At 35.2% G+C, this 23,623-nt stretch carries 23 protein-coding genes; 5 read left to right on the top strand and 18 right to left on the bottom strand.

The window, feature by feature from the left end; translation table 11 throughout:
- Nucleotides 1–11: 11 nt before the first annotated feature.
- The 3 genes from wecB to AWM68_RS18145 form a co-directional block, all read right to left on the bottom strand.
- On the bottom strand, nt 12–1,160 hold the full coding sequence (gene wecB / locus AWM68_RS18155; protein WP_066245057.1) for a non-hydrolyzing UDP-N-acetylglucosamine 2-epimerase: 1,149 nt from the start codon (nt 1,158–1,160) through the stop codon (nt 12–14).
- Nucleotides 1,161–1,392: 232 nt separating this feature from the next.
- Nucleotides 1,393–2,691, bottom strand: a complete 1,299-nt coding sequence (locus AWM68_RS18150; RefSeq protein WP_066245055.1) for a glycosyltransferase — start codon at nt 2,689–2,691, stop codon at nt 1,393–1,395.
- Nucleotides 2,645–3,883 carry a glycosyltransferase family 4 protein gene (locus tag AWM68_RS18145; protein ID WP_066245054.1) on the bottom strand — a complete coding sequence of 413 codons (1,239 nt, stop codon included), beginning with the start codon at nt 3,881–3,883 and terminating at the stop codon, nt 2,645–2,647. The genes AWM68_RS18150 and AWM68_RS18145 overlap by 47 nt, the downstream gene beginning before the upstream one ends.
- A 638-nt stretch (nt 3,884–4,521) precedes the next feature.
- Here AWM68_RS18145 and AWM68_RS18140 point away from each other — a divergent pair.
- Genes AWM68_RS18140 through AWM68_RS18130 form a run of 3 tightly spaced genes read left to right on the top strand, consistent with a single transcriptional unit; the run spans nt 4,522 to nt 7,550 of the window.
- Nucleotides 4,522–6,501, top strand: coding sequence for a hypothetical protein (locus AWM68_RS18140; protein ID WP_066245052.1), 1,980 nt, complete (start codon nt 4,522–4,524; stop codon nt 6,499–6,501).
- Between the two features lies 1 nt (nt 6,502).
- Nucleotides 6,503–7,111 (top strand): ABC transporter ATP-binding protein, encoded by a 609-nt coding sequence (locus AWM68_RS18135; RefSeq protein WP_066245050.1) that lies wholly within the window; start codon nt 6,503–6,505, stop codon nt 7,109–7,111.
- Entirely contained in the window at nt 7,101–7,550 is a 450-nt protein-coding gene (locus AWM68_RS18130) for a hypothetical protein (protein ID WP_066245048.1), read from the top strand. Before AWM68_RS18135 ends, AWM68_RS18130 begins: the two co-directional genes overlap by 11 nt.
- Nucleotides 7,551–7,711: 161 nt before the next feature.
- Here AWM68_RS18130 and AWM68_RS18125 read toward each other — a convergent pair whose 3' ends face one another.
- From AWM68_RS18125 to AWM68_RS18120, 3 genes are all read right to left on the bottom strand, one after another.
- Nucleotides 7,712–8,056 carry a hypothetical protein gene (locus tag AWM68_RS18125; RefSeq protein WP_066245047.1) on the bottom strand — a complete coding sequence of 115 codons (345 nt, stop codon included), beginning with the start codon at nt 8,054–8,056 and terminating at the stop codon, nt 7,712–7,714.
- 569 nt (nt 8,057–8,625) lie between these two features.
- Nucleotides 8,626–8,778: an anti-repressor SinI family protein gene (locus tag AWM68_RS21140; RefSeq protein ID WP_231868450.1), complete on the bottom strand. Its 153-nt coding sequence runs from the start codon at nt 8,776–8,778 to the stop codon at nt 8,626–8,628.
- An 82-nt stretch (nt 8,779–8,860) separates the two neighbouring features.
- Nucleotides 8,861–9,862 carry a hypothetical protein gene (locus AWM68_RS18120; RefSeq protein WP_066245046.1) on the bottom strand — a complete coding sequence of 334 codons (1,002 nt, stop codon included), beginning with the start codon at nt 9,860–9,862 and terminating at the stop codon, nt 8,861–8,863.
- A 478-nt stretch (nt 9,863–10,340) separates the two neighbouring features.
- Here AWM68_RS18120 and AWM68_RS21570 point away from each other — a divergent pair, with 478 nt between their 5' ends.
- Complete coding sequence (locus tag AWM68_RS21570) at nt 10,341–10,484, top strand: hypothetical protein (RefSeq protein ID WP_156488452.1); 144 nt, start codon at nt 10,341–10,343, stop codon at nt 10,482–10,484.
- A 393-nt stretch (nt 10,485–10,877) separates the two neighbouring features.
- Here AWM68_RS21570 and AWM68_RS18115 read toward each other — a convergent pair whose 3' ends face one another.
- The 12 genes from AWM68_RS18115 to AWM68_RS18060 all read right to left on the bottom strand — a co-directional run bounded on the left by AWM68_RS18115 (nt 10,878) and on the right by AWM68_RS18060 (nt 23,069).
- Nucleotides 10,878–11,303, bottom strand: a complete 426-nt coding sequence (locus tag AWM68_RS18115; protein ID WP_066245045.1) for a hypothetical protein — start codon at nt 11,301–11,303, stop codon at nt 10,878–10,880.
- A gap of 232 nt (nt 11,304–11,535) precedes the next feature.
- On the bottom strand, nt 11,536–11,853 hold the full coding sequence (locus tag AWM68_RS18110; protein ID WP_066245044.1) for a helix-turn-helix domain-containing protein: 318 nt from the start codon (nt 11,851–11,853) through the stop codon (nt 11,536–11,538).
- 54 nt (nt 11,854–11,907) lie between these two features.
- Nucleotides 11,908–13,281: a sugar transferase gene (locus AWM68_RS18105; RefSeq protein WP_066245042.1), complete on the bottom strand. Its 1,374-nt coding sequence runs from the start codon at nt 13,279–13,281 to the stop codon at nt 11,908–11,910.
- Nucleotides 13,282–13,362: 81 nt separating this feature from the next.
- Entirely contained in the window at nt 13,363–14,415 is a 1,053-nt protein-coding gene (locus AWM68_RS18100) for a glycosyltransferase family 4 protein (protein WP_066245041.1), read from the bottom strand.
- Nucleotides 14,412–15,665 carry an O-antigen ligase family protein gene (locus AWM68_RS18095; RefSeq protein WP_066245038.1) on the bottom strand — a complete coding sequence of 418 codons (1,254 nt, stop codon included), beginning with the start codon at nt 15,663–15,665 and terminating at the stop codon, nt 14,412–14,414. The genes AWM68_RS18100 and AWM68_RS18095 overlap by 4 nt, the downstream gene beginning before the upstream one ends.
- A complete protein-coding gene (locus tag AWM68_RS18090) occupies nt 15,649–17,112 on the bottom strand; it encodes an oligosaccharide flippase family protein (protein WP_066245036.1) in 1,464 nt (487 codons plus the stop codon). Before AWM68_RS18090 ends, AWM68_RS18095 begins: the two co-directional genes overlap by 17 nt.
- Before the next feature lie 15 nt (nt 17,113–17,127).
- Nucleotides 17,128–17,748 carry a CpsD/CapB family tyrosine-protein kinase gene (locus tag AWM68_RS18085; RefSeq protein WP_066245034.1) on the bottom strand — a complete coding sequence of 207 codons (621 nt, stop codon included), beginning with the start codon at nt 17,746–17,748 and terminating at the stop codon, nt 17,128–17,130.
- On the bottom strand, nt 17,735–18,463 hold the full coding sequence (locus AWM68_RS18080) for a YveK family protein (protein ID WP_066245032.1): 729 nt from the start codon (nt 18,461–18,463) through the stop codon (nt 17,735–17,737). Before AWM68_RS18080 ends, AWM68_RS18085 begins: the two co-directional genes overlap by 14 nt.
- A gap of 53 nt (nt 18,464–18,516) precedes the next feature.
- On the bottom strand, nt 18,517–19,446 hold the full coding sequence (locus tag AWM68_RS18075; RefSeq protein WP_066245030.1) for a hypothetical protein: 930 nt from the start codon (nt 19,444–19,446) through the stop codon (nt 18,517–18,519).
- Nucleotides 19,447–19,494: 48 nt separating this feature from the next.
- Nucleotides 19,495–20,325 (bottom strand): hypothetical protein, encoded by an 831-nt coding sequence (locus AWM68_RS18070; RefSeq protein ID WP_156488451.1) that lies wholly within the window; start codon nt 20,323–20,325, stop codon nt 19,495–19,497.
- A 135-nt stretch (nt 20,326–20,460) separates the two neighbouring features.
- Complete coding sequence (locus AWM68_RS18065; protein WP_066245028.1) at nt 20,461–21,840, bottom strand: sugar phosphate nucleotidyltransferase; 1,380 nt, start codon at nt 21,838–21,840, stop codon at nt 20,461–20,463.
- Nucleotides 21,837–23,069, bottom strand: a complete 1,233-nt coding sequence (locus tag AWM68_RS18060) for a glycosyltransferase (RefSeq protein ID WP_066245026.1) — start codon at nt 23,067–23,069, stop codon at nt 21,837–21,839. Before AWM68_RS18060 ends, AWM68_RS18065 begins: the two co-directional genes overlap by 4 nt.
- A gap of 429 nt (nt 23,070–23,498) precedes the next feature.
- Here AWM68_RS18060 and AWM68_RS21135 point away from each other — a divergent pair, with 429 nt between their 5' ends.
- The gene (locus AWM68_RS21135) at nt 23,499–23,621 is read left to right on the top strand and encodes an anti-repressor SinI family protein (RefSeq protein WP_419865594.1); all 123 of its coding nucleotides are present in this window, start codon (nt 23,499–23,501) and stop codon (nt 23,619–23,621) included.
- The last annotated feature ends 2 nt before the right edge of the window (nt 23,622–23,623 follow it).

Below are 23,623 nucleotides of genomic sequence, written 5' to 3'. Positions count from 1 at the left end.
GCTCCTACTTATTATACGTTCACATAAAAACTTTCTGGACGTTCAGTATTTTTCTCGAAATGATAGAGGATTGCTTCAACAATACGGCGAGATGCCTCTCCATCACCATAAGGGTTGGACGCTTGGGACATTCTTGCGTACTCTTCTTCATCCGTTAACAATTCTTTAGCTAGCGAGTAAATGTCTTCTTCTTCCGTTCCGGCAAGCTTCAGCGTTCCTGCTTGAATTCCTTCAGGACGCTCTGTTGTATCACGAAGAACCAATACAGGAACACCTAGTGATGGTGCTTCTTCTTGTACGCCGCCGCTGTCTGTCAAAATGATATGAGCGCGAGACGCAAAGTTATGGAAGTCTACTACGCCAAGTGGCTCAATCAAATGAATTCTAGGATCGTTCGCTAAGATTTCATCTGCAGTTTCTCTTACCACCGGGTTTAAATGTACAGGGTATACCACTTGAATGTCATCGTACTCTTCCACCAAACGCTTGATCGCACGGAACATGTTGCGCATCGGTTCACCTAAGTTTTCACGACGGTGAGCCGTTAGAAGGATTAGACGATCATCACCTAGCTTTTCAAGAACTTCATGGTGATATTCTTCAGCAACCGTCGTTTTCAGCGCATCAATTGCTGTATTCCCTGTTACAAAAATATGATCTCCCGACTTTTTCTCATCAAGTAAATTACGTGCTGCAATGTCTGTCGGTGCGAAATGAAGATCTGCCATTACGCCCGTTAACTGACGGTTCATCTCTTCTGGGTATGGTGAGTACTTGTTCCACGTACGAAGTCCCGCTTCAACATGACCTACCGCAATTTGGTTATAAAAAGCCGCTAGACTTGCAACAAATGTTGTCGTTGTATCACCATGAACTAACACGATATCCGGCTTCTCTCCTTTCATAACGCGATCCAGACCTTCAAGTGCTCGGCTTGTTACTTCAATAAGCGTTTGACGATCCTTCATAATGTTTAGGTCATGACCTGGCGTAATGTTAAAGATCTCAAGAACTTGATCCAGCATTTCACGGTGCTGCGCGGTTACGGTAACAATGGATTCAATTTCTTCATGTTTTTCAAGTTCTAGAACAAGTGGTGCCATTTTAATCGCTTCAGGTCTTGTTCCAAAGATCGTCATTACTTTTAGTTTTGTAGACATATTTACGAGTCCCTTCCAAACCCTTACTAGTTTAGGTTCGATGTTATATTTTTATTTTTGATATAGATTTATTAAGCTTATATAAGTTCCCTTTAACGATTACTACTTCAAAAGTACCCATAACACCAAATTGCTTATCGAAGACTTTGGTATATGTACCAAAGTAAGTAAAATAATAAGAGGCCTTTTAGATAAAATTGGAATTGTTATTAAGTTTTATAGTACAGGTATTTTAAACAGCATAATTGCATTTTTTGTATATTTTAAGGAAATTCTCTTTCTCAACATCCCAATTATATTTATGTCTAGCCGTAAAACAGTTCTCTTTCATCTGCTGGTGAACATCAGGATTGTCTAACAAGAAGTTCACACCTTCTGCAATAGATTCTGGCGAATGGGAGTCAATACATATTCCCGTTTGGTTTCCTTCGACTACTTTCTTAATCTCTGGGAAACTGCACGCAACTACTGGAATTCCACACATCATATATTCAAACAGTTTGTTGGATGAAGCAGAATAATGGTTGTAACAAATGTTATTGAGAACTTGGAAACCTAAGTAAGCATTTCGCGTGTAATGCAGCAGCTGTTCAACCGGAATCTTATCTATGAATCTTATCTTATCTTCTAAACCTAGCTCTATAACCCGTTTTTGCAGGGATGGCTTTTGTTTACCATCACCAATGAATACCATCGTTCCCCGTTTAAACATTGGAACAGCTTCTACAATCTTCTCAAGGCCTCGTCCGATTTGAATACCGCCTTGGTAGAGAAGTATTGGTTCGTCTTTTGGTAAACCTAAAAGCTCATGCATGTTCACACTATCGTTCAGTTCAGGTCTTTGGACGAAAGGATAGTTATGAAGAACCTCTGGATACGTTCCATACAGTTTTTCGTGATAAGCTGCACGGGTATGGTTTTCATGAATCGTAACATCAACAAATTTCAGATAAAAATTTTCAGCAATTCCGTACCATTTGCTGTTATAACCTGTCCGACTTGTTTGAATCTCATGTGAATCGTAGATGAGTTTCTTCCTTTTAAAAGTTAAAATCTTAGAACAGAGAACACCTTGTGGAAGTGTGTTTAGGTCATTGGAATGATATATAGAATAATTGCGTTTTAAACCATGATAAATCATTTGAGACGCAATGTAGCTTCTTGATAGATTTTGTCTTATTTTCTTAACAATCAGCATGCTGAATAATGCTAATAAAATTAACGTAACAATAGGAGCTTGCCATAGAGCTAAAGCTGCAAACAATACGGATGCTGCTTTTGTAACAATATTACGCATGGCGATTCTTTTCACTCTGTTTGCCACACCTAAGATCTTTAAACGGTTGTTTACACGGATTAAGTTAAAGTTCTCGTTTCTCTTTTCACGTTTTGCCATGTTTGGCTGCTTCCAATCATGGATAGCGATGAGATCAACTTCATAACCCGCTTCAGATAACGCTGTGCATTCCCGTAGCACACGTGCGTCATTTGTGAAGTGGTTCCATACGAACATGCATACTTTCTGACTCATTTCTTTCCTCCAACATATTAATAAGTACGTTTATATTCTTTTTCCATCTTAAGTTTTCAAAAGCAAATCGATGACCGTTTCGTCCATACTCTTCACGCAGCACTGCATCATTAGCAAGTTTCACGATTTGCTGGGCGAGTATCTCAACAGATCGATCGTTTGAAGTCAACCCGCATTGTGCTTTTTCAATGACCTCTTTTGCATAACCGGAAACATCTCCAACAATCGGTTTCCCCATTGACATGTAGTCAATAATCTTACCAGGCAACACTTTCTTAAAGACAGTCTCTTCCACAAGGCTAACATAAGCGATATGAGATGAAGCTACTTCTTTAAGTGCGTTCTTTCTATTTAGAGCCTTAAGGAATACGATATTCTGTAATCCCTTCTCTTCTATTAATTGTTTGAGTTCAGATCGCTTATAGCCATAACCGATTACTTTGAACCGAATAAATGTATAAGATTTTAACAGCTCTGCTACTTCTATCAACTTACTGATATCTTGTGCTAATCCTATATTCCCTGTATAAATAACTTCGATCTTATCATTTGCACCTTGCAGAAGTGAGGAGTTAAGTTCAGCCTCTGTCAACGAATTCGGCATAAATTGTATACGTTTTTTGTGGATTCCTTTAGCTGCAATATAAGATATAAAGCCCTCACTGTTTACGATGATGTGATCTGCTTTTTTATATAGAAACATCTCTAAGGCGAATGCCAATTTAAGTACAAATTTGTTTGTGAAAACACCTACACCGAGCAAGGATTCGGGCCATAGATCCCTGACATCTAAAATCAGTTTAGAACTGAATTTATGTTTAGCAAAAAGTCCTGCTAACCCAACGAATATAGGCGGAGTAGATACAAAAACAAAATCATATTTCGTATTCATCTTCTTGATTTTTAAGATGAACTTTAACGCAACCTCCAAATAAAGAAGCAGTCGATTGAAAATACTGCTCGTATATCTGCGGGTATTTGTATGAATTCTAACAACATCATTCATCTGACCTTGATCATTCCAAAAATCAGTATCTTTATATAGGTTGCGGTTTGGGTAGCTTGGTTCTGTAGTAAGTATTGTGACGTCATATCCCTTATCTTTTAACTCGTTATAAATATTCGTTATACGATTAGCAGCACTGCCAATCTCGGGATAGAAATTTTGTGTGATAATCAGTACTTTTTTCATGAAAAAACACACCTATTCTGTGTATTGCAAACCGTTACACTTTTTCCTAAAATAGTAAAAAACATAAAACAATCTGCTGTATTATACCATATTCAGCTACCAAAAAACGACAATATTTTTATTTTTTATTAAAAAGTTTAGGTAATAAAAAATTACTCGTTCGCTATCATCACTGGTCATCCTCTGACCAATGTACACGGTTTATCTTCGGTTATTTCCCATCGGTATATTGACCCTTAATCCATATAATCCTTCCCTTGCTTGATTCGTATCTATGAATCCAAATCTCATGTCCAAAGATGCTTTTCTTTGAAGAATTCCGTATGGAATGACGATATAGCACTCCTGATTCCAACATGAATTCTGGCTATTTATAGTTACTTATGACTAGATATCTTATTTGACGAGGTCTAACAAGGTCTATTTTCTCAAAAATTGTTGTTTTTTGTAAAAAATATATTAAGGAATTAATAAAAGTAATATAATGGAAAATACGAAAGTGAAGAGGGGTGTATGGATTCAAAGGTTATTTATTTACGGATTCTTTCATAGGTGTAGGTAAGGTTCATTTTACTTATAACTTAATTTACAGTTATTCACTTCTTCCATAACAGATTATTTTAGTTCAAGGAGTAACTATGATTAACAAAAAAAAGCTTACCTTTTTTTCTTTTCTATTTTTAATTGTTTTTACAATTATTGGGGATTCGTATATTTATTATTTAGATGGAAAGGTTTTTGAGAGTAATTTCATATACCAGACAGATGTAAAGGATAAGAAGCTAAAACAAGAGTATGTTCGTGATCTGGAGAAATACAGTAAAGATTTTGATTTGAAAATTTATGTTATTTCTTCTGATGTCACTTCAAGAAACTCTGCTACTTACACGGTGTATGCTTCACCCCATAACAAAGATTTTATTAAAGATAGAATATTGGCGAAAAAAGATAACTCGAAATTCAGTTCATTAGTAAGCGGCAAAAGGAAAATTGTATTTAAGCCATTCCAAGAAATTATTAATATAAACGAAAAAAGCTATTATGTCTTTGGTACTAAAACCAATGTAGAGAAATTACGGTCAGCGACTAATGACAAATATGGAATGAGCAAACCTTCTGACAATAGCTATTCGAATGACGCTCCATTTATGATTACTGCAGCTTGGATATTCGTTTTTTTGATCATAATTTTTTTCACATTTTTTGAAGTTAGTAACTATAAAAAAGAAGCTTTAATTCGATACCTAAATGGCACTGATAAGAAAAATGTAGTAATACCCTTAATAGGTACAAATTCATTTACAATCTTATGTGCTGCAATAATAGGATTATTAGGTGGAATGGCTATAACGGAATCATATAAATTCATGATCATTACGGTTTTAACAATCCTATTTATTATACTTTGCTCAAATAGCCTTTATCTTCTACTTTTCAAGTTAGATGTAAAAAAGACATTTGTAAGAAGCTATTACACAGCTGGCTACAAGTTATTCGCTTTTTTTGTATTATCGATTATTTCCATCATGTCGATCTTAATTTTAACATTCAATTTCAAAACGATGCACGATGCAATACTAACTATTAATCAAAAAGATAGTTGGGAGAAGTTTAATAAATATGAGAATGTTTTATTCTTTTTTAAAGAATATACAAAAGAAACCAATATGGATACGGATGAAGCGTATGCAGTTAAATTTTATAATGAAAATCTTGATCAATTTCGTATGTACTTATCCTTTGATTTTTCAAATAATGGCGGAATTGCTTCCAGTATGGTAAACACTGAAGAATCTATTGTCTTTTTGAATAAATACGCAAAAAGGGACCTTGAAGAATTAGGTGTGAATGTTGATAGACTCAAAAAGGATACATATTATATTATCTCTAAATATTCAAACGATGAGTTGAAACAGAAAGGTATTTACGATGAAACAAACAGTGATGAAGTGGATTTCTTATTAAATAAAGATAATGAAACGTTTGAAATTATTACGATTCAAGATTCCTATAAATTATTGATACATGATATCAACATGGACAACTTGGCGGATAATTACAAAGAAAACCCGATCATCATCTTAGATACCCATAGCGTGCTGCCAAGTGAAAAATTAAGCGGTTATGTATTTAATTCATTAGTTAAGTTTAATAAAGAAAGTGACTTTAATCATTTTATAAAAAGTATAGGATATGAAAACGAAGTGTTCTATAAAAATAAGGTTAAAGATCTGTACTTGGAAAAAAGAGCTGAAAAAGTCTTAGTACTTATCATCAATATTATTTTAAGTGTAACCATCATGATCTTGTTTAATATTTCATTGTCAGCCATATTAAAGATGGATTTTAATTCAAGGGCTGTTGAGATAACAATTGATAAGATATTCGGTAAAACTCTTTTAAGAAGATATAAAGGATTATTTAGATTGTTAATTAGTGCATTTATTATAGGCGTTCTTACTGCTCTGGCAGGAAAGTTATTATTTTATAGTTTTTCAGTATTATATGTGGCTATTGCAAGTCTAATTGTGTTGATTAATACGTGTGTCATTCTTTTATTGTTTATAAACAAATACGAAAAAATCAGTATACCACGTGTATTAAAAGGCGGTATTTAAATTGATACAAATTGATAATCTATCTAAACGTTTTGGTGAGCGTGCAATATTCAGCAATTTCTCCTGTTCTATACAGCAGGGTGAATTTGTAGTATTCAGCGGTAAGAGTGGAAGTGGTAAAACAACACTATTAAACATGATAGGTGGATTAGAACCGCTTGACTCTGGCAAAATACTTATTGATAACCTAGATTTATCTGTTAATGATCACATTATTAAACTATACAGAGAAAAAATGGGGTTTCTTTTTCAAAACTTTGCTTTAGTAGAGTACAAGACAGTTGAAGAAAACATACTGATGATTGATAAAAAATATCGTAATGATGTAACGGTTGCATCTGTTTTAGACAAAGTTGGATTGAGCGGTTACGAGAAAAGAAAGATATTCACCTTGTCCGGCGGGGAGCAACAGAGAATTGCAATTGCGAGACTATTAATGAAAAAATGCACCATCGTTTTGGCGGATGAACCAACAGGAAGTTTAGATAGCTATAACGCCAGCATTATTATGAAGCATATCAAAGAGTTAAATGAATCAGGAAAGACCATTTTGATGGTAACACATGATGAAAACTTAAAAAAGCTTGGAGGAAATATAATTGAACTATAAAAAAGTTATTTTAGGGATTATAGCAGTAATTGTTGTTTCTTTAGGTTCTTATTATGGCGTTCATTCGTATGCCAATAGTAAAATAAAGAAAAGCTATGCTGAAGGTTTTGAAAAGAATGCATTGGGTGATTATTGTAAAAACAGAACAGACATGGTGCTTTGTGTATATGAGGCTCCTTTATTCCAATCTTACACTAACCTTTCCGTTACAAATATTAAGGATAAGGTAGACTTAATTATATGGGTACCTCTGTACGGAGGAAATTTAAGATCTGGGATCATCGTAACGGATGATGCAGCTGAAAGATCTTATGAAATTGAAGTAGATCAAAACTTCAAAACTGACGATAAAGAGTATCAAGAAATTCTTGATCAGAACCAAGAAGCTATTGATGTACTAAAATCTGTTGTAAAAGAAGAATGGAATACGGAATTATAAGTTAAGAATCTATTCAATTGTTTAGTTACTTAGCAAACTATTAACCTAATAAAAAAACCAAGTTCCATTAATAAGAACTTGTTTTTTTTGAATTACCTAACCTATAAGTTTAGGATAGATTCACTTGGTATGTAACCACTCTACGTTTTATAAAAAATGAATTAGTACGTATAGCTATAGTAAACAGTACCAGAGTGATGCTGAATTTCAGCTTTTGCATAGCTACCAGCGCTGCCTTTTAAAGTCTGTGCAGAACCCGTATTTTTAACATAAGCTGTATGAGAGTTTCCGCTATGGTACGTGTGCGTGTAGTCTTCATTAATCCAAGATGTATTATACCCCACTTTAAAAGTCTTTGTGGATGTATTGATAACAGTCTTAGACCATGCAGAACTAAAGGATTTACCTAACGCAGATGAGTTCGTTGATTCTGTTGCTGCATTTGCTGATGTTCCAAACGACATTGCAAGTACACATGCCGCTACTGCATATTTCATTTTCTTCATAAATATCACCTCCTTCTATTTACAATTGTTACATATAAATACAATATATGCCATAAAAAATCTAAATTTTGGAAAAACGAGTCTAAAGTCATTTTCTGTAGACAAACCCCTACTTTTGTCTTATTTAAAACGTTTTTCATATTTAAATACTCTACCTTTTTCAAATTAGTCACCGTTTTTTAACAACTGCAAACACAGAAAAAGCAAAAAAGAAGTTCTTTTTTGCTTTTTAATCTTTAAATCGTTGTATCTACTTAACTAGCATCTATAATAACTAAGAACCAAAACCCAAACTTATAAACGAAAGCGCCAACCCCTAGAATAAGTCCCAAGTAACTCATACCTTTACTTTGACCTTTCTTCAAACCTACTGCACAGCTTGGATCTTAGCCATCATTTTTGGTAAAATCATGAACTATCCTAAAAAAAAAGGCTTAAATAACCGCTATAAAAAATATACACATCAAAATTAAAAATAAGCCCTTTTATTCAAGGCTTATCTAGTCGTTACAATTTAAGATATAACTTTGTCCGTTGTTCTAGAATTAGCACGGTAACCATTTATTTATTTACAGGTTGCAATTGTTAAAACAAATCACACCCTCTTTTTTTAAAAACTTTTGAATTTCCTCTATACTTACACCAAGATATTTTGCTTCAAGCACCAGCTTTATCCATTCAGCATCAAGAGTTCCAGTATTACTTTTTAATATTTTTTCCAATGAAACCTCCACATTGTTTTATGTAAAATTTTAAAGAGCTTATATAAAATGGGGTCCATTACGGACCCCACTATACTATCAATTATTTATTGTAATCTCCAGCCTTTGTTACTTGCTGCCATACATCGTTTTCATTTTTCCACTTAATAATCATGGTGCCACCTTGTTCTGTCAAATAGAAAGACTGACCAGGCTTAGCAATTGAAGTTTTGTTTTCACCACCGTAAAGCCCGTAAGTAATATGGACTTCAAATGAATTTTCATTTGTCACCTTCCAGACTCTATCTCCTTCTTGTATATTTAAGTCTGGATGCTGATTTTTAAAGTTATCAGTATTTCCGTTTTGGACAAAGGTTAAATTCAGTTTTTGTACAACCAGTTCACTAGCAAACACATCTGGTTGATTAACTGTACTAATGCTGTTTAATTCTTCAGTAGTAAGTGGTTGAGCAGCATCTGTAGCTGTTTTAATTTCTTCAGATTTTGTCTTTAGTTCTGCAACCTTATCATTCGCTTTTGTGATTTCACTATTTGCACGATTAGCTTCCGTTGCATTTGCTTCACTTGTTGTTACTAGTGCATTATACTCAGCAACTAAGCTATTATATGTACCTTCTAAGGTCGTAAGTTCATTATTAACACGAGATAATTCTGCTTCTTTATCTGCCAGCATCTTTTCCTTTTCAGCAATTGTTAAATTAGCTGCTGTTAATTTATCTTTAGTAGAATTTAAATCTAAAGTTAATTTTTCAACATCTTTCTTTAATCCAATTATTTCATTTTGCAAGCTCGAAATTTCATCTTCTAAAAGCTGTTTTTGTGCGTTTAAGGTGTTAATGTCTGATTTAGCTTTCTGTATGATAGTGTTGGCTGTAGTTAACTTGTCAGTAGCATCAGCTTTAATTAAACTAATTTTTCCCAGCAGTGAACCTTCATTCGTTTCATATTGAATTACTTTGTTCTTTAGTGAGTCCAATTGATCCTTAACCGTATTAATTGTATCTCCACCAGTAAACATTACTCCCCCGACTACTACAGATGTTGCAAGAACTGAAGCCGCAACTTTTGTGCTAAGTACTCCCATGTGTTATTCCTCCTAAAAAATTTTTATGTAAACGATATCCAATGAATATCGCAAACACCACTTTAAAAAGAACGGTTAGTTCTATTTAAAGAACATATTGGTAGTATAAGTCTATTTACACAAATTAGAAAACCTTATATTTAGTCCTATTTGCTCATAAAACAAGGAAAATATATCCTTTTCTTGTTATTACTTCTAAAATCATTGAATTTGTCCATTTTTCGTTCTTTATAAAGAACATATTTAGAGGAGGTATGTTGTTTTATTACAAAAAATATCATTGAGGTAATTCCATGGTAAACAAGGAGAAGTAACAACTGGTAAGAAATCTAGTTTTAAGATTGGCTTTTAAGTTTGTTAAAGAGAGTCTTGAAATGAAAAATGATGAAAAACCCGAAGATTTTGAATAATATTTCCTTTACAGTAAATAATTTCCATAATACAATTGAACTATTAATAGGCACAAAGGAGTGCAGTTATGTATATTATCCCTACCGGCTGTTCATTAGAGAATGACTATGATTTTAATAATCACCGTTATCTCATGGTAAAGATAAAGGTTGTCTGCAGAAAGGAAAATAAGAATGTAGATTCAGGATACATCGATGATTTTAACGAATAGCTTGTAGTGGTAAATAGCAAAGCTTTTAACCGTCATCACTATTTATTCATATCAAGTTGAGGGATGAAGAGTATTTTAGTTTTTGTGTGTAAGACGTGCGCCTATTTTTATTCTTTTCTCCCACGTAAGAGCTTTAGAATCAGTGTGACAGTGCATTTCTAGAACTGTAATACTTTTAAGTCATTATCTTTTGAAGTTGTTCCTATCACTTCTGTAGGAGTAAGGGGCCGTTTTCATGGAGAAAGGTTTGGGACAGTTTTATTTCGAAAGTAACCATTCCACCCTATTTTTTATTTAATATCTATCTTATTTAATTAATCCATTATAGAAAGAAATTATAAAAAAGCTGCAGCAAAGTAGCTGCAGGCTATTTAAACTCGAAATATAATTTTTTTATTGTACAGGCTTTCTAAACTTAACAACGAAACCCATAATAAATGAAACAATTGTCATAATAAAAATTGCTGTGGTTACAGTTGTAACAGCTGTATTAATAGCTAATGAATGATAAATTTGAATACACACTCCGAATGGAACAGCGAAAAATAAGAAAACCATACCGAATAATACATTTTTTGTTTTATAAAGCTTTGTTTTATGTGCCAGATCTAGTACTTTTAATGCAATGATCCAAAATATACTCGCAATAGCCCAGAATAGGAGTATGGAAGAAATAAATGAAGCGGAAGTCAGGCCCATAATTCGTTCAAAGAACAGATTAATATTCCCCCATACCATCACAGTTTGATAAAGACCAAGTATAAATAAAGCTGCCAAAAACGCAAAAGCATGTTCAAATCCGGATGTAATATGTTTCATGCTAAATATATTCTCCTTCCCCAATTCCGATAAAACGAAACCTGTTTTTCATGTTATTTTACAATATTTTTTTGAATATTGAAACCCCTTTTGGGGACAGACCCCAAACAAATACAAAAATTCACAATTTGTTCACCTGACAAGGACACTACAAACAAAAGAGCACCCCTTCAAAAGGTGCCCTTTTATAATAAATTTCCTATTATTTTTTAAGTTTCTCAATTTACTCCGCTTAGCCTTCTTTTTTTAAGAATTGCTTCCAAGACTCATAAGCTAAGAAAGATCGTACTTCTTCCTTACTAATGCCTTCGTTTTTTGCTTGAAGAATTAACTCTGTCCATTCTGGATCTAGCTTATCTTCGGGGTTATTGATAAGTTTTTCTACGTTTATCTCTAATGCCTCAGCCAGTTTATTTAAGATATGAATGGATGGATTGGAACCATTGTTCTCTATATTACTTAAGTGTCCTTTGGATATTCCTGCTAATGACGCAAGAGTTGTTATGCTTAATTTTTTGTTCATACGATAAAACCTGATACGCTCTCCCAACCTATTGTTATCAATAACACGTCCCTCCTCATGTAACCCCCTTAAGCTCTTAGATTAAGCTTTCCGTTGTTTGTTAATATTTATCGAAGGTATGGTTAATTCTTTAGGTGACGTAAACGACTGGATTCGAATTCCTTGTGCTTGATCTCTTTGCAGAATAACTCTTAACGTCTGCAGAAGAATTTTTACATCTAAAATCAAAGAGTATTGACGAATATACATTAGGTCATAATGAAGCTTGTCTTCTACCGAAGTGGTGTAGTTCGCTAGCACTTGTGCTAGACCTGTAATCCCTGGCTTTACCATTAAACGCTGTTCGTACTGAGGAATTTTATCTTTAAATTGCTGGATGAAGTAATCACGTTCCGGCCTAGGTCCGACGATGCTCATGTCTCCTTGCAAAACGTTAAAGAGCTGAGGCAATTCATCTAAACGTGTAGCTCTAATCCATTTGCCGAGTGCCGTAATGCGGGGATCATTATCCATGGCAAGGGTTGGGCCTGTCGTCTTCTCAGCATTATTCTCCATGCTTCTAAATTTATAAATTAGATAAGGTTTGCCATTCAAGCCAGTTCTTTCTTGCAGAAATAGCGCTGGACCTTTTGAGCTCAGCGGAATGACCACGTAAAGCAGAAGCATGACGGGACTGCTTATAACCAAAAGGCAGAATGAGATGACGATATCGAATAATCGTTTTACGGCATGATTTCCACTTGATAAGGCAGAGGGCCGAATTGAGTAGACCATCATGTCATCCATTTGTTGTGGTTCGCTCGTTGCAACTAAGAGGTCCGTAAAATCCGGTATCAACAGGATTTCTTTTTCAGCACGGGAAAAATAGTGAATGATCTCCTCTTTCTCATCGCCTTTAACGGAGGGGCATAGCAAAATTGCATCTAAATCTCTTTTGTATAGATCTAGCTTCTTATAATCCTTTGATAAAATATAACCAGATAATTCGAACCAACCTGTTGTGTGGTTCATCAACTTGTCGATAACCCTACCTCTTTCATTAGAATCATCCGAAATGACCCATACCTTTTTTTGGCCCATCATCAGTTGAGACCTGAACCATAAACCACACCGAAATAGACAAATTAACATGGCTTGAATCATAAAGGAAAAAAGAATGACCCCAAAACTGCTTACAAAGAGCAACGGAACATTCAAAAGTAATAAAGCTAAAATAGAATTAATAAGAATCGATTTTATACGTTTTCTTTTCAAAAAAGAATAACAATCGAAAAAGAAAAAGAGAGCGATAGAAGCACACGAGACGGTTAAGGCAAAGGTATACGATGGCGGAGTTGCACCATAATCTAATAACCCATATAGAACGTTAGCCAGCAAAAAACTCGTAAAGACAAGTATGGAATCACCGAATGCCATCATTAGCAGGTAAAAACGATTTTTGTAACCTTCTAACACTATTACAACTCCTCTCCATTCTGCAGCTGTTCTTTTCAGATTTTATATTGTTCTTAATAAAGAACTTTCTCTTAAAAAAAATTAGCCATGCCTGCTGTATTCTTTGTAGGTAAGATTGACCATTTGATCTAATGAAAATTCACGAATTACTTTAACTCTCGCTTTTTGTGTAAGCTTTAACCGTAAAGCCTTATCCTGTTTGAGCTCTTTTATTTTGCAGCTAAATGCTTCAATCGAGTGGTTTGGAATGAGAATCCCTGTCTCATTATTTTTAATCGCTTCTTTAATACCTCCTTTATCGATTGAGATCATTGGGGTACCTACTGCCATCGCTTCCAAAACAACCATCGGAAACACTTCTCTCTTTGAGGTTAAAAGGAGCACGTCCATTTCATTAATAAATCGTTCTGGATTTTGGATGTTTCCTACCAGCTTAACTGTATCCTCCAGATTTAATTCCTTAATCTTTTCGCTGACTAAATGAAAGGATGGGCCATCACCAGCTACATAAAATTCAATATTTTTATATTCCTTTAGTTCGTTTGCAACATCTAAAAATAAAGCATGATTTTTTTCTTCAGATATTCTAGCTAGAATACCCACTTTAAATACTAGTCCCGTTTTTTTATCCTGATACCGAAATTGGTTTAAATCTACTCCATTGTAAATGGTTATTATTTTATGCTTATGCACGCCTAAATCTATAAGATTCTCTCTCTCAAAGTTGCTGACGGTAATCACCCGAGTGACAAAATAATTTAAAAGCAGAGCCATCAGCGGTGGTGCTTGTCGTTCCAATATCGTTACATTGTGTTTCGTGTATATGCAATGAAACGACTGAAGAATCGTCAATCGAATAAAGAGCAATAACAAGACTGCACGCAGACTGTTCGCGTGAATCATATTAATTTTTTCCTTAAGAATTAGTTTGCGAACACGCCAAAAATTGTATAACGGATTGGATCGCCTTAATTCTAAAAATCGATCTTTATGTTTAATATGACTAAAAAGTTCTCCTGGCCCTGCTGCCGTATAAATAGTCACTTCATCTTCCGGCAGATTGTTTTCGAGATTGCAAAAATAGATCTCTGCTCCGCCTGTAGTCAGTTTGTCAGTTAATAATAGAACATTCACAGGCTAGTACCTCCTCGCAATAGATTTGTATGTTGTGTAACTGGTTTAAACTCGTCAACCCAAGTCTTTTCTTCTTGCTGAAAATAAACAGAAAGAATCGCTAAATACATAAAGAACAAATCATTGATAATGACCGATAAGGAAACCATCTGCAGCAAGAATCCAAAAAAGGCTAAGAACAAGTACGGTTTCTTTTTATGAACTCTATGTTGAAATAGCTGTATCACCGTAAAGAATAGAAAAAGCAGAAAGCAGAAAATTCCTATTGCTCCTGACTCAGACAAGATTTCCAGAAACGTATTATGCACTTGTAATGAATCACCGAACTGGTATTGATTATAGGGAAGAAAGTTTGATGCTCCTACTCCTAGCCAAGGACTTTCCGTAAAGTAATGCCATGCTCTGCTCCACAATTCGAACCTGCCGCTTCCACCATCATTTGAAAAATCTTGCATCCTAGACTCTATAACATGATAGATATCTAAGTGAAAGAACGTAACTGCAATGTATAAGGTCATAGCCAAAGACAAAAATGCACCGATTAAAAGTTTTGCTTGTTTGATTGGATGATTTAAGAACACAACATACAGAAAGAAAATAACAGCATATGCCGCCAACCCTCCTCTTGAAAAGGTGAGCAAGCTTGTCAGAATACATAATATTAATCCAATCTTGTTCCTCTTCAGGTTAAGGTTGCACAAGAAATAAGTGAAAAATAGCGTGTTATAGAATACGAAATAGTTGGGATCCGCAACCAATCCGATCAACCGCGGATATTCACGATCCATAAAAACGCCCATCGAATAAATACCATCGCCTTGAAGGATAAAGTTCAACTTCTTTAATCCAAGAAAATAGAGAAGTAGACTGCCAATGTTAAAGACAATACCTGCGTAGGACAATGAACGTTCAATTAGTAAATCCTTAGAATGCCCCATTAAACTCTTCATTAAGAAATAGCAGCACAGATATAAAGCAATGCCACAAACGATCCTTAGACTTGATGTGCCATATAAAGCGAATACGCCAGAAAGGCAATAGACGAAATAAAACAGCAGCATCCCACATTCAAACAGTTGAAGCCTCTGAAAATGCATTTTTGAAAGATGAATGACAAAGAAAAGAAATAAAAAGATCATATAAGGTTTAAGTGCAAAGCCAAAATCAAGGCTATATTTCCCTAAAAAAACGAGTAGGATCAGCAGAAATAAAGCCGCATAATGGTTTTCTTTTTTATTTATGAATGGCATTTTCCACTCTCTCCCTTACCTTAAATCTTGAACTGACCTGATAAAGCAATCCAGACACGTTTTCCTTCATCTCTTGATCAAGATAAAAAAGGAACAAGATACCTATTAGATGAAAGGCGGCAGCTAAGAATGGATAATCGGATAATGTCGCGGTACAAAGAGCCATAAATAATCCAAAATAAATCAGATAAGGTAAGAGTATCTTTTTGGCTACAACTTTTTTATTCGGAAGAAACAGCCAAAAACCACTAAGGGCAATGAGTTCAACGGTTAGCCCAGCATAGGCTCCTCCTGTTACGCCATAGTTACTGCTAAATAACACATAAACTAGAATACCCGCTACTACCGAAAACATTTGAACGCCTGTCCTGTAACTCTGCAGCCCTCTCGTTGTAAGACCATCAGCTAATCCAATGCCTATGGCTTGGATTAAGATCAAAAGGGACAATATGCTTAATGCTTCTGAGGCTGGCAGCCAGCTCTTCCCAAACAAAAAAGTAATCAACTCATCGGAAAGATAATAGAGCGGGACTGTAATCATCATTCCAAAAAGTGCCATGATTTTGATTAGCATCACATTTAATTTTGAATGCTCATGAACCTGGTTGTTGTGGAAACTCTTGAACATCACAGGCCTATACGCTCCTGCAACAATTAGGGGTAATTGTTGCAACGCCTGTGGCATCCGATAGGCAACTGCAAATAGTCCCACTTCTTTAAGTGTTAATGTTTTCTCTAAAATAATCGGCCCTAGCTGAGGGGTTATAATAAATAACAGCCCACTGCACATAAACGAACTAAAATTCTTTAAGAAACCAGGTAAAAAAGGTACCTTTAAGTGAATCGGAACATGCCTTTTGACCAGTACTATGGCAAAGACACCTGCCATACAATAGGAGAGCCCGTACATCAGGCAAACCATAAGTGGAGAAAGAGAAAATAGGATACTAAAGGCAAGGGTGCAAATGAGCAATAGTGCTGATAACATCTTGATAAATCCGATATATTGCATCTTTCGGATCAGTTGAAAGAACATGGTTCCAACGCCTTGCAGTGCTAATCCTATTACCATAGGTATTGATAAGTAATAAGCGACGTTGATTAACACTTGGTTTCCTGAATAGAAAAAGTATATAAAGCATGAACCGCCTAACAGGGTAATCAGAAGCAGAAGCACCCTTACTTTAATATAAGAAGCTAAGATCGCGGTTAAGTCGGCATCCTTTTTTGAACCTTCTCGAATGGCGATCTCCGTTAGACCAGAATCGGTAAAGTACCCCATAATCATGGCTGATGCTAACGCAACACTAAACATTCCATAATGATAGGCTTCTAGATAAGAGGCTAAATAGATTAGTACAAGTGCATTTAGAAAACTGGCTCCTGCCGTACTATAAAATAGGTGAAAAATATTCTTTGTAATTGAATTCGGCTTCACGTCTTTCATCAATTATGCACCTTTCTATCTCGTTTGATAGATCACACCAAGTATTGGTTTATTAGAACGGTTGATTTTCTGCTTAGCCGTATCAGCATCTTTTATTTTTGTTTTTCCTGATCGAACGACAAGCAGAACGCCGTCACATTGATTGACCAATACTTGAGCATCGGAAAATTCTAAATAGCTAGGAGCATGAAATAAAACAAGATCAAACTTATCTTTCCAGTTGTTTATGACATATTCAATCTTTTTACTAATCCACAGATCGATTGGCGTACTGAAAAGATTTCCTGCTGTTAAAATAGATAATCTCTTGCTATGATCTGTACGAGCATGTGTGAAGACATTATCATCATGTAAAATAACGTCTAAAAAACCTTTTGTATTAGGCAGGTTAAAATACGTATGCAATTCAGGATTCCTTAGGTTAGCATCTACTAACAATACTTTTTTTCCCTGTTCTGCAAAAGAGATGGCCAATTGAGAAGAAATAGATATGTGCGGTGATACTCCTTTAGGTGAAGTTATCATAAGAACATTAGCTTGATTGTTATCCATTTGGATTTCAATATTACTTCTTAGTATTTTCACCTGCTCTTCACTTTTGTTAACTTTAGTACGTCTTCTTTTAACCCCTAGCACTTAATTCACCTCTTTGCTTCATTATAGGCGGGTGTGAAATTGTAAATCTCTGTTTTTCCTTTACATGAACTGTACCTAATACAGGCAGCCCTAGTAGTTGTTCTACATCTGATTCATCTTGAATCGAGTTATCCAGATATTCTCTCAGCATGCTTAATACGATCCCTAGAAATAACCCTACAAATAAACCAATCGCTATATTAAATAAGGGGTTTCCAACTTGTTTAACTGATATATCCGTTTCTGATTTGCTCACTATCTTTAGGTTTTTTACATTTAATAATTCGTTTAATTTTTTAACCGAGACATTTCCAACAGCATACGCCATCTGTTTTGATCGTTCAGGATCTGATTCTTTAATAATGATGTGAATAATTTGAGAATCCTTATTGTTTTGTACGGATATTTTTTCCTCTAGCTCTTTAAGGCTATCTTGATTGTCTAGTTCTGCCCTCACAGCATTCAGGACAATAGGGCTTTTTATTAAATCAACGGCGGATGCCAGTATTCGAATGAGCTCCTGATTTTCTGTATAGCTGTTCTCGTTCTGTTCTTTACCTACAATGATATATTCCGTCGCTTCGTATGATGGTTTGACAAAATAGATAGAGGCTATTACGGCAATAGAAGCAATAAACAAGGTGGTTACTAGTATCGTAACAGCTCTATTTTTCACTATTTGAAGAAATTTTTGTAAGTCTATTCTCTGTTCCATCATTAACCTCCTTAAGGGTTGTTCTAAATAAAGAACGTTTAGTGTAAAAAAAATTACTTTGTGTAACTATTTTGCACTCCTTTATTTTCAACAGAAAAAACATCGACGTTCATATCCATTTTGTTATTTGCAGATTCTTGAGTAAATTGGACGATTTTATCTTCATCATTCAACAGGTGCTGATCCCAAACCATTCCTTGAAACGTATTGTATGAGCCGCTTACTTTCATGATTGTTTTAGAAAGCTTTGATAACTGGATCTGCAGACCAATAAACTGATTGCCTGAACTTTCATTCGGAATTGATACAGATGAGTCAATATCAATAAAATTTACGCAATCATCCATTGTCATGTTTACAAAACGATTTCCGTTAATCCAACTTTGTCCTTCCTTTTTTTCGTCATGATCAACTTTCACTTTAATTCCCGTATAAAAGCCAGCTGCTTTATTGTCTGTAAAGTTGACAAAGCTAATAAAATTTTCTTTTCCTTTTGCATAAAGAGAAATAGCTGTTCCTTTATGTGAACCGCTTGAATTGATGATGGATACATTGTGAACGGTAGTTCGTTCCCAGGACCAAAACTGATGCTTTCCATCCAAATGGATCACTTCTGAATTAAAGCTTGGATCGACTACTTCTAATATTCCGTTAATGATCGAAGCATTTTTTTCTAGTTGGATTGCTCTAAAGTCCCCATCGATGAGTATTTTAGTATTTTGTCCGAGCTCTAAGGTTACCCCTTCTCTTATTATTAAGCCAGATCGGATCACATAGCGTTTGTTGCCTGTTAGTTTAACCAATCCTCCTTTATTTTTGTAACTTTGATTAATCGCTCGTTGAATAACTTTAGCATCATCTTTCGCATCTTCCCCATGGCTCTCCAAACTCATCGAATGATTGTACATCTTTTGAACAACTAGTGTTAGTGCAGCTGCCAGGAGAGCAGAGATCAAACATGCGGCTGTTAGTTTTTTAAACATGTAAAACCCCCAATTAAAAAACTCCAAGTAATTGGAGTTTCTAACTATTCACTTTACATTGAACCTTCCGTTATCTACGATGCGAGATGCTGGGATGCTTCTAATGCTTATTTTGTTATAAGAGCTTTGGGAAGTAAATTCGACTAGGGTGTTATTTTTCACTTGTGATAGATCCCATGCCATACCAGAAAATTCATTGTACTGGCCAGATATGGTTAACAATTTAACCGTTTTAGCAGAGGGCTGTATTTGCATGTTTGTAAAGAAATTCCCGCTGCATTCATTAGGGATACTTTCACTTGAGATAAAAACGATTCCTTGCACACAATCATCAATAGACACATCGGTAAAACGATTTGCATTGACCCAGCTATACCCTGTAGAAGGCTTTACGCTTTGTAGTCGAATCGCTGTATTTAATCCGGCAATGTTAATGTTCTCGAAATTAACAAATGAGATTTCGTGACCTGTTCCGTTCGAATAAAGATGCAATCCAGTTCCTTTGTAACTGCCGCTCCAGTTCACAATATTAATATCTTTTATCTTGGTTTTGTTCCACGTGTTGTAATACTTGTATTTTCCGTCAAGGTAGATAACCTGCGAATTGAAGTTAACATCATCAATCGCAATATAAGCACCTTCTAAGGAAGCATTTTTTTGCAGTTCCAATACTCGGAAATTACCACGGATCACAAAGCGTGAGGCGTAACCAAATAGCAATTGGATGCCTTCCTTAATGACGATTTTGCCTGTAATCACATAATTTCGATCTGAGAGAAGAACCGTTTTGGAACCTTTATTAGCAAAAGCATAATCTATGGCCGCCTGAACAGTTGCTGTATCATTCGCACCTTTAAAGTTGTCCGCTAGGATTGTCATGACTATCATACCTTTCCTAACAAGCTTTACTGCTTGTTATTCTATTAAAATCCCGCCTCTTCCAAAGGATAAGACAAGCTTAATAGATACTATAAGATATGAAGTCAACCGTTAAAGTGCCACCGTTTCTATCAGTTAAATCACATTAGATGTTTTAAGCGATAAATTCTCTAGATCATGCCAATTCGTGTATAGTGATAATTTATCTTCTTCCATTAACTTTGAACCGGTTTGTATTTCTATGATTTCAAGATCTGTTGTTGCTTTTATACTGTGTTTGGCGTTAGGAGGAATCTCAAGTATTTCTCCTGCACTAACCCTTCTTATAACTCCATTTAAGGCAAACTCTCCCGTGCCTTTAATAATGGTCCACACTTCATGCCGAAAAAAGTGCGTATGATAACTTAAATTCTTTCCCTGATTAATCACTAACCTTTTTGTAAGTACTTCATGGTGTTCATCAATCGCCGTATGTTCCAACACTTTATACCAGCCCCACCTCCGTTCTTCATACATAGGTCTTTGAGGGTCACTTGGAATGTAGTGTTTTATCAAAGGACTTTTCTCTTTATCAGAGACGAGAATGCCGTCAGGACTTGCTGCAACGATTAAATTTGTACTCCCGACTATAGTAATAGGTATTCCCAGCTCATTGATTAAGTGGGTATTCACAGAATCATCGCTTATTGTTCCTTTCCCTAATACGTTCCTGCTCATCTCATCTGTTAACGTATTCCATGTCCCAAGATCTTTCCAATACCCATCGTATTTTAAAACAATAACGTTCTTTTCCTTCTCTATTACTGCATAGTCCATACTGTCTTTAGAAAGTATAGAATAGTTTTCTAGTAATTCTTCATAATTGGGTGTAATATCCATATCTCGTAACAGTGATAGAATATATCCTAATTTAAAAGCAAAAACACCGCAATTCCAAAGTCCGCCCTGTCTTATAAATTCTTCAGCTAAGGTCTGTGATGGTTTTTCCTTAAAATGCATTACTTTTTTCCAGAGAACATCCTCTTCATGCTGCGGGATGATGTAGCCGTACTTTTCAGATGGAAAGGTTGGCTGTACACCCATTAAAGCAATGTTTGCTTCAGATTGCTGAAGAGCTTTTTCAAGTTCTTTTATTTTATTAAAAAATTGCTTCTCTACATAAGGATCAACAGGTAGAACAACGATTACTTCATTGGAATCTGTATTTAGCTCTGAATACAGATAAGAGGCAGCTAGACAAACCGCTGGAAATGTGTCTCGCCGCTCAGGCTCGACTATGATACCGTTTGTAAAATCCAGTTGATTCGAGATCATATCCACTTGTGAGATGCTGGTGGATATGAGAGTAGAATCTGCAAGATCCGCTTCCTTTAATTGACTCCATACACGCTGAATCATAGATTGGCTTTCATTGTTCTCATCTTTTAACACTTTCAAAAACTGTTTTGATCGCGCATCATTTGATAACGGCCATAACCGCTTCCCTGACCCACCAGATAAAAGAACTATTTTCATCGTGTCACCTCAACCTTTATTTGAGTTTGTGATGAACGGTTTTGTTTAATTCCATGATGTTCAATTGTTTTTTTATAAAACTCTACTAATTGAGCATTTAAGTGACCCCATTGGTAATTTTTCTCTACAAATGTTCTTGCCTGGTGTCGAATATTGTTTAACTGGTATCCGTCAGAAAGCAATTGAACGACAGCTTCAGCAAATTCTTCATCTTGATCTCTTACAATAATACTTTGACCTTCTCTCGCTTTAATCGGATCATTGACGATTGAAGTCGTAATGACAGGTATACCACTTGACATCGCTTCTAACACTTTGTTCTGCAAGCCTGCTCCCGATTTCAAAGGACAGACGAACAGTTTAGCATTCCAAAGATATTTCCGGACATCGTCTACTTCCCCCGTTACAATAATATTTTCATGTTCTTCACAGAGTCGTAGAAGATCCTTTGTTGGATTACGGCCTACTATATAGAATGTAAAATCTTCTCTTTGTTTTTTTATAAGAGGGTAGATGTGCTTGATAAAATACTTAACACCTTCCCGGTTAGGAGCGTAACTCATATTCCCTACAAAAATTAGGTTGTTCTCATTTGTTAACTGTTGTTGAAAGGAAAAATAGTCGAGGTCAACCCCGTTTGCAATTGTAGTTATCGTACTGCGGTTCATAGATACATTATTCTTGTCCACCTCGGAGATAAAAATGCCCCCGTCATAACGTGAACTCGCCAGCTGTTCCATCTTATGTATGTTATTTGCTTCCCAACGGATGAAAGGGTTTGCAAGCGATTTTTTCATTTTTAAGGACCGCTTAAGATTTAGGGAAATTGAATCGACAAAATCTATTACGTTAGGCAAGTGTTTAATAGAAGATTGATATGGAAGTAAACGCACAAGTTGATGGTGAACAATATCATAATCGTTCTTTGAGGTAGCCTGTCCTATCGCTTGAAGAAGTTCATCAGAGTAGTAGAGTGAGGTTTGTAAGGGCCAAGCTTTCAACAACCCGATCATCATATTTTTTAAAGCTTCTATTCTGCTAAAAGGTACGACAGAGATCTCGCTGCACAGTTGTTGAAGTTGATAAGGGATGGAAGCTTCTTTGCCAAAGGAGATGAGATGAACTTCATGACCTAAAGACTTTAAACCTTTTAGCTGATTATAAGCTCTCAATTGATCTCCCTTTTTAGGAGGATAAGGGATTCTTGGTGAAACGTATAAGATCTTCAAGAAATCACCTGCCATTGTTTGTTTTTTATAGTAGTCTTTTTGTTCACTAAAAAGAACACTTTTTTATGATTATAGAAGGTACTAGACAATAATGCAAGAATTTTAAAACATTACATTCATTTTTAAGAACAGAATTGACATTTTTTCATACTCATAGAAAAAATCAAATGTACAGGATGAAAAACCTTTAATTATGGTTACTTACAAAATCGGAATTTTATTTGGGGGTCAACCAGTTGAACATATATTACAATTTTGTTACATCTATTTTTTGACAACATTTTCAAAAACACCTGATTATAATCGAAATATATTATCTATGAAAAATGCCAATATAATAAGTAAACCTAGCTATTATCTTAAAAAAATACTATAAAGATGGGTAAGCCCAATTCACCTGAATAAAAGCATAAATGGAGGGATATCTACGTGGAAAATACCTTGTCGTTGGATCAAGAGTGGGTTGAGTTAATACTAGAAGCGAGAGAACAAGGGTTTACAAAGGAAGAAATAATAGATTTTCTAAAGAATCCTAACAAAATAGGGGTCTGACC

The sequence above is a fragment of the Fictibacillus phosphorivorans genome (assembly GCF_001619875.1).
Taxonomy (GTDB): Bacteria; Bacillota; Bacilli; order Bacillales; family Fictibacillaceae; genus Fictibacillus; species Fictibacillus phosphorivorans_B.
This window is presented reverse-complemented; position numbering and strand designations above follow the sequence as displayed.